General features: G+C 66.3%; 7 protein-coding genes. All 7 read right to left on the bottom strand.

From position 1 onward, the window contains the following. Window positions 1–111: 111 nt before the first annotated feature. Complete coding sequence (gene lpxB / locus AC6EI8_RS22265; RefSeq protein ID WP_498382901.1) at window positions 112–1,245, bottom strand: lipid-A-disaccharide synthase; 1,134 nt, start codon at window positions 1,243–1,245, stop codon at window positions 112–114. A gap of 107 nt (window positions 1,246–1,352) precedes the next feature. Then, window positions 1,353–2,156 carry an acyl-ACP--UDP-N-acetylglucosamine O-acyltransferase gene (gene lpxA / locus AC6EI8_RS22270; RefSeq protein ID WP_149319023.1) on the bottom strand — a complete coding sequence of 268 codons (804 nt, stop codon included), beginning with the start codon at window positions 2,154–2,156 and terminating at the stop codon, window positions 1,353–1,355. Between the two features lie 84 nt (window positions 2,157–2,240). Then, window positions 2,241–2,693, bottom strand: a complete 453-nt coding sequence (gene fabZ / locus AC6EI8_RS22275; RefSeq protein ID WP_149319024.1) for a 3-hydroxyacyl-ACP dehydratase FabZ — start codon at window positions 2,691–2,693, stop codon at window positions 2,241–2,243. Continuing rightward, window positions 2,690–3,796 carry a UDP-3-O-(3-hydroxymyristoyl)glucosamine N-acyltransferase gene (gene lpxD / locus AC6EI8_RS22280; protein WP_498382899.1) on the bottom strand — a complete coding sequence of 369 codons (1,107 nt, stop codon included), beginning with the start codon at window positions 3,794–3,796 and terminating at the stop codon, window positions 2,690–2,692. The genes fabZ and lpxD overlap by 4 nt, the downstream gene beginning before the upstream one ends. 34 nt (window positions 3,797–3,830) lie before the next feature. Then, complete coding sequence (locus AC6EI8_RS22285; protein WP_149319026.1) at window positions 3,831–4,358, bottom strand: OmpH/Skp family outer membrane protein; 528 nt, start codon at window positions 4,356–4,358, stop codon at window positions 3,831–3,833. Window positions 4,359–4,371: 13 nt separating this feature from the next. Beyond that, window positions 4,372–6,672, bottom strand: coding sequence for an outer membrane protein assembly factor BamA (gene bamA / locus AC6EI8_RS22290; protein WP_043438778.1), 2,301 nt, complete (start codon window positions 6,670–6,672; stop codon window positions 4,372–4,374). 130 nt (window positions 6,673–6,802) lie between these two features. Beyond that, a partial coding sequence (locus tag AC6EI8_RS22295; protein ID WP_498382900.1) for a site-2 protease family protein occupies window positions 6,803–7,287 on the bottom strand: 485 nt, incomplete at its 5' end.

The raw sequence follows: 7,287 nt of genomic DNA on the forward strand, positions 1-7,287 counted from the left end.
TCGCGGCCGTGGCGGCCCTGGTCTTCGCGCCGGTCTTGCCGGCCTTCGCGGCGCCAGTGGCCGTTCCGGCGGCGGCACCGGTGCCGGGATTGCGCGCAGGCAGCCGCGCCATCAGCCGGCCCTCCGGCTGCGCAGCAGATCGACCACCACGTCGGCGGCGATATCGGCGGTATTGCGGCGCAGGGTCTGGTGCATCTGCGTAAAGTGCTCGTACAGGAAGGCGGTGTTGTCCTGGTCGTTCAGCTGCAGCAGCGTCTCGCGCGCCAGCGCCTCGGGCGTGGCGTCGTCCTGCAGCAGCTCTGGAACGACGAAGCGTCCCGACAGGATATTCGGCAGGCCGACATAGGGCAAATAGCCCTGCCGCTTCATGATCTGCGCGGTCAGCCAGGGCACCTTGTACGAAATCACCATCGGCTTCTTGTACAGCGCCGCCTCCAGCGTCGCGGTGCCGCTGGCGAGCAGCACCACGTCGGCCGCCTCCATCGCCAGGTGCGACTGGCCGTCGACGATGGTGACATCGAGTTCGGGATATTCGCTGGCATGCGATTCGATCACGGCCCGCAGCGACGCATTGGCGGCCGGCACCACGAAGGCCAGCGCGTTGTCCATCTGCCGCATCTGCGCCATCGCGGCGAAGAACGTCGCGCCCAGGTGCCGGACCTCGGACTGCCGGCTTCCCGGCAGCACCGCCACCACGCGGCGCCCGGGCAGCAGGCCCAGCCTGGCGCGCACGCCGTCGACGTCGGGCACCATCGGAATCACGTCGGCCAGCGGATGGCCGACATAGGTCGCGGCGATGCCGGCCTTGGCGTAGATCTCGGGCTCGAACGGGAACAGGCAGAGGATATGGTCGACGGCTTTCGCGATGGTGCGGATGCGCCCGCCCCGCCAGGCCCAGATCGACGGGCTGACGAAGTGCACGACCGGAATGCCGGCGCGGCGCAGCGGCACCTCCAGGCCGAAATTGAAGTCGGGCGCGTCGACGCCGATGAAGCACAGCGGCGGATCGGCCAGCAGCCTGTCGCGGATCGCGCGCCGCGTGGCGAGAATCTCGCGCAGCGAGCCCAGCACCTCGACATAGCCGTTGACCGACAGGGTCTCCATCGGCCAATGGGAGACGAAGCCCTGCGACATCATGCGCGCGCCGCCGATGCCCGAGTAGGACACCGCGTCGCCGAGCCGGGCCCGCAGCCCCGACAACAGCAGCGAGGCAAGCAGGTCGCCCGAGGCCTCGCCGGCCACCATCGCAATCTCGCCACGCAAGTCGGACAGCGCCGACGGGGCCGCGGCGGCCTGGGATTCGAATACCGGAATCGGCTGCATTTTCGCGTCGGCCATGGCGACGCCGGGCTTCAGCGCACGATGCCGCGCTTGGTCGCGGCGATGAAGTCGAGGAAGGCGCGCAGCGGCACGGCGGTGCTCGCATCGGCCTGGGCCAGCATCTGGCCGATCTCGGCCTGGGCCTGGTCGAAGCCCAGGTCCGACTTGTACAGCAGCTTGTAGGCCTGGCGCAGCGCGGCGATCTGGCCGGCGTCGAAACCGCGGCGGCGCAGCCCTTCGACGTTGATGCCGTGCGGCGTGGCCTTGTTGCCGTTCTTGTCGCTGGCCGCGATCACGAACGGCGGCACGTCCTGCACCAGCGCCGAGGCGCCGCCCAGCATCGCATGGTCGCCGATGCGCACGAACTGGTGCACCCCGCTCATGCCGCCGAGGATGGCCCAGTCGCCGACCTGCACGTGGCCGGCGATCTGCGCATTGCTCGAGAACACGGTGTGGTTGCCGACGCGGCAATCGTGCGCGATATGCACGTACGCCATGATCCAGTTGTCGTTGCCGATGCTGGTCACGCCCTCGTCCTGCACCGTGCCGGTATGGATCGTGGTGAATTCGCGGATGCGGTTGCGGTCGCCGATCACCAGCCGGGTCGGCTCGTCGCGGTACTTCATGTCCTGCGGCGCGCCGCCGACCGAGGCGTACGGCCCGATGCGGTTGTCCGCGCCGACGGTGGTATGGCCTTCGATCGTGGTATGCGCACCGATCACGGTACCGCTGCCGATCCGCACATGGGGACCGACGATGGAAAACGGTCCGACGCTGACGTCGGCCGCCAGTTCGGCCTTCGGGTCGACCAGGGCGGTGGGATGGATTTGCGTCATGCGTGAAAGTCCTATCGATCTTGGGGTGGGCGGCGCGTCCGCCGTGGCGGACGCCGCGTCAAGACGGCGCCTGGCGCCGTGTCTTCAGGCGTCGGCCTGCTTGACGGTGCACATCAGTTCGGCCTCGCAGGCGACCTTGTCTTCGACAGTCGCGTAGGCCTTGAATTTCCAGATGCCGCGGATATAGCGTTCGACCGAGACATGCATATGCAGCTGGTCGCCCGGATAGACCACCTGCTTGAAGCGGGCGCCGTCGATGCCGACGAAGTAGTACAGCGAGCCTTCCTTGCGCTCCATGTCGGCGCCGAAGGTCAGCAGGCCGGCCGACTGCGCCAGCGCTTCGAGGATCATCACGCCCGGCATCACTGGCGCGCCGGGGAAATGGCCCTGGAAGTACGGCTCGTTGATGGTGACGTTCTTCAGCGTCTTGATGCGCTTCTGCGGCTCGAACTCGAGCACGCGGTCCACCAGCAGGATCGGGTAGCGATGCGGCAACAGCTTCAGGATCTGGCGGATGTCGATGTCGGTGGCGGTCATGATGATTTCTCTTCCGTATTCTTTGTCGTGGCGTCCGGGCCCTGCCCGCGCAGGCGCTTCTCCAGCTGCATCACGCGCTCGCGCAGCTTGGACAGCCCCCGCACGATGGCGGCGTTGCGCTCCCAGTCGCCATGCGGCAGGAAGGGAAACACGCTGGTGAAGTGCTGGCCCGGCCTGGCGATCGATTTGGTGATCGAGGTCCCGCCTGATACCGTGGTGCGATCGGCGATCTGCAGATGGCCGGCGAAATTGGCCGAGCCGCCGATCATGCAGAAGCGGCCGATCCGGGTGCTGCCGGCCACCGCCGCGCAGCCGGCGATCACGGTGTGGGCGCCGACGCGCACGTTATGCGCGATCTGGACCTGGTTGTCGATCTTGCAGCCTTCCTCGATCACGGTGTCGCCCATCGCGCCGCGGTCGACCGCGGTGTTGGCGCCGATCTCGACATCGTCGCCGAGCACCGCGCGGCCGGTCTGCGGAATCTTGACGTATTCGACGCCGTCCGGCCGGATGTCCGGCGCAAAACCGAAACCATCGGCGCCGATCACCGCGCCGCTGTGGACGATGCAGCGTTGCCCGACCACGCAGCGGTGATAGATCGATACGTTGGCGTACAGCAGCGTGTCGTCGCCGATCTGCGCGCCCGCGCCGATATAGGTGTTGGCCAGCACGCGCACGCGTTCGCCGAGCCGGGCGCCGGCTTCGATCACGACATTGGGGCCGATATAGCAGGAGGCGGGGACCACCGCATCGTCGGCGACGCTGGCGCGCGGATCGATGCCGGTGCGCGGGTCGTGGTTGGCGGCGCGGTCGAACTGCTGCGCGATGCGGGCGAAGCAGACGTAAGGATTGCGCGCGACCAGCCAGTTGCGGTCGTCGGCGTGGCCCTGCTCTCGGATGCGCTCGAGGTCGGCCGGCGAGACGATCACCGCGGCGGCCGACGAGGTCAGCGCCTGCGGCAGATACAGCGGATTGGACAGGAAGGACAGCTGCCCTTCCCCGGCCTGGTCGAGCGGCGCGAGGCCGCGCACGGCCAGCGTGGGATCACCCACAACTTGCGCGCCGGTGTCCGTGGCGAGCTGACCCAGTGTGGGTGTCTTCATCGCGGTACTTCCTGGAACGACGAACGCGGACGGCTTACTTGCCGCCGGCGTTCAGGGCCTTCATCACATCGTCGGTGATGTCGATGCGCGGATTGACGTAGACGGCTTCCTGCACGATCAGATCGTACTTGCGCTGCTCCGCCAGTTGCCGGATCACGCGGTTGGCGCGCTCGAGCACCTGCGCCAGTTCCTCGTTGCGGCGCTGGTTCAGGTCCTCGCGGAACTCGCGCTGCTTGCGCTGGAATTCGCGGTCCAGATCGGCCAGCTCGCGCTGGCGGCGCTGGCGGTCGGCGTCCGCCAGCACGGCGGTGTCCTTGTCGAGCCGGTCGGCCATGCCCTTGATCTTCTGGGCCATGTCCTGCAGCTCGCGGTCGCGCTTGGAGAACTCCTGCTCCAGCTTGACCTGGGCCTGCTTGGCCGGCTGCGAATCGCGCAGGATGCGCTCGGAATTGACGGCGGCGATGCGGGTTTCCTGCGCGCCGGCGGGCGCGGCCACCGCCAGTGCGGCCGCCGCCGCGGCGGCGACGGCAAACGATTGGATGATGCGGGTTGTATTTTTCATGAATCGACCTCTGTCAGAACGCGGTACCGATCTGGAACTGGAAGCGCTGGGTGCGGTCGCCCTCTTCGCGCTTGAGCGGGAAGCCCACGCTGACCTTCAGCGGACCGATCGGCGACAGCCACGACAGGCCGAGGCCGGTCGAATACCGCAGATCGCTGAAGCGCGGCGCCTCGCCTTCCTGGTACACGTTACCGAAATCAAAGAACGTAAAGAGCCGCAGCGTGCGGTCCACGCCGGAGCCCGGCAGCGGGAAGATGAATTCGACGTTGCCGATCACCTTCGAGGCACCACCGATCGGGTTGCCGTTCTGGTCCTTCGGGCCCAGCGTGCTGGTCTGGTAGCCGCGCACCGAGCCGATACCGCCGGCGTAGAAGTACTTGAAGACCGGGAAGTCCTTGCCGGCGTAGCCGTGGCCGTAGGCGATCTCGCCGTTGAACGCCAGCGTGAAGGCCTTCGACAGCGGATAGTAGTACTGCTGCTGCAGCGTGGCGCGGTAGTACTGCGTATCGCCGATGCCGGGCAGGCCGACTTCGAGGTTGGCCTGCGTGTACGGACCCTTGGTCGGGATCAGCGCGCTGTCGCGGCGATCGCGTGCCCAGCCGATCGTGAACGGGAAGTTGTTGGTGACGTCGCCGTTCTCGCGTACCCAGCGCTGGTACTGAATCGGCGTGTTGTTCGACACCGTCAGTTCGGTCCGCTCGTAGCCGATGCCGAAGAACACCGTGTCGTTCTCCGAGAACGGCACGCCGAACTTGAAGCCGCCGCCGGTCGACACGATGCGGTAGTCCTGGTCGCCGATGTAGTACAGCGGGCGCGAGGTCCGGTAGTAGATGTCGGTGGAGCGGCTGATGCCGTCGACGGTGAAATACGGGTCGTACTGCGTCAGGGCAATCGTGCGGAACGACTTCGCGGTGTTGACGTCCAGGCCCAGGCTGGTACCCGAACCAAACACGTTGTCCTGGCGCAGGCCGGCCTGCAGCACGAGCTTGTCGGTCGACGAGAAGCCCATGCCCAGGCTGATCTGGCCGGTCGGCTTCTCGGTGACGTTGACGTTCACATCGACCTGGTCGGGCGCGCCCGGCACGTCCTCGGTGGTGATGTTGGTGTCGGTGAAGTAGCCGGTGCGGTTGATGCGGGCCTGCGATTGCGTCAGCTTCTCGCTGTCGAACCACGAGCTTTCCATCTGGCGCATCTCGCGGCGCACCACCTCGTCGCGGGTCTTGCTGTTGCCGACCACGTTGACGCGGCGCACGTAGACGCGGCGGCCCGGGTCGACCATCAGCGTCAGCGCGACCTCGCGCTTCTCGCGGTCGATCTGCGGCTGCGGATTGATGGTGGTGAACGCATAGCCGTAGGTGCCCATCAGGTCGGTGATGGCCTTGGTGCTCTGCGTCAGCTTTTCCGACGAGAAGATGTCGCCCTTCTTCAGGGTCAGCAGCTTCTCCATTTCTTCCTGCTTGCCGAGCAGCTCGCCGGCGAGGCGGATGTCGGACACCTTGTACTGGTCGCCTTCCTTGATGTTCAGCGTCAGGTAGATGTCCTTCTTGTCCGGCGTGATCGACACCTGGGTCGATTCGATCGCGAACTCGAGATAGCCGCGGTTCAGGTAGAACGAGCGCAGCGCCTCCAGGTCGGCCGTCAGCTTCTGCTTCGAGTACAGGTCGTTCTTGGTGTACCAGGACAGCCAGTTCGGCGTGGACAGCTGCATCTCGTCGCGCAGCGTGCCTTCCTTGAAGGCCTTGTTGCCGACGATATTGATCTGCCGGATCTTGGCGATCGGGCCTTCGTCGACGTTGAACACGACGGAGACGCGGTTGCGGTCCACCGGCGTGATCGTGGTCTGCACCTCGGCCGCGTAGTAGCCGCGCGCGACGTACTGGCGCTTCAGTTCCTGCTCGGCCTTGTCGATCAGCGCGCGGTCGTAGTAGCGCGCCTCGGCCACGCCGACGGCTCGCAGCGAACGGCGCAGCGTGTCCTTGTCGAACTCCTTGATGCCGACGAACTCGAGCTGCGAGATGGCCGGGCGTTCCTCGACGTGGACGACCAGCACGCCATCCTCGGCGCGGATCTGCACGTCCTTGAAGAAGCCGGTGTTGTAGAGCGCGCGGATCGCGTCGGCGCCCTTGTCGTCGGTGAAGGTCTCGCCTACCTTGACTGGCAGATAGCCGAAGACCGTGCCGGGTTCTACCCGCTGCAGACCTTCAACCCGAATATCCCTGACCACAAACGGATCCGCGGCCCAGCCCGCCGGTGCCCAGGCCGCGATGATGGCACTCGCCAGCATGCTAAGCGAGATGCGCTTATGTCTGATCAATCTTGATCCCCTCTTTGATTCCATGCAGGATTGGGCTCTGATGCTTCGCCGGGCGGCCTCGCGACAAGGTCCGCAACGGTACGCCGTGGCCGGTGCCACAGCACGCCGCTACGTCGTTGCGCACCGGATTCTAGCTGCGCGCGAGAAACAGGCGGCTGACGTCGTTGAACAAGGCGAGCGAAGTCAGGAGCAAGATGCAGGCAATGCCGACCTTCTGCAGCACAGCCTGCCAGTGGTCTGGAACGGGCCTGCCAGTCAAAAATTCAACGCAATAATACAGCAAATGCCCCCCGTCCAATACCGGAATGGGTAACAAATTCAATACACCGAGGCTGACGCTGACCAGCGCCAGGAAGCCGACGAACGGTTGCCAGCCGAGGTTCGCGGCCTTGCCCGCGTAGTCGGCGACGGTCAGCGGACCGCTGAGGTTCTGCAGCGAAGCCTGGCCGATCAGCATGCGGCCGAGCAGCTTCAGCGACAGCACGCTGGTGTCCCACACCTGCTGTCCGGCACGGACCAGCGCCTGCAGCGGGGCATCGCGCACGGTCTCCATCTGCACCGCCTGCGTCAGCGCGGCGCCGAGCTTGCCGGCCGTGGCGGCCTTGCTGCCGCCCT

The organism is Cupriavidus sp. R6-3 (genome assembly GCF_059772245.1).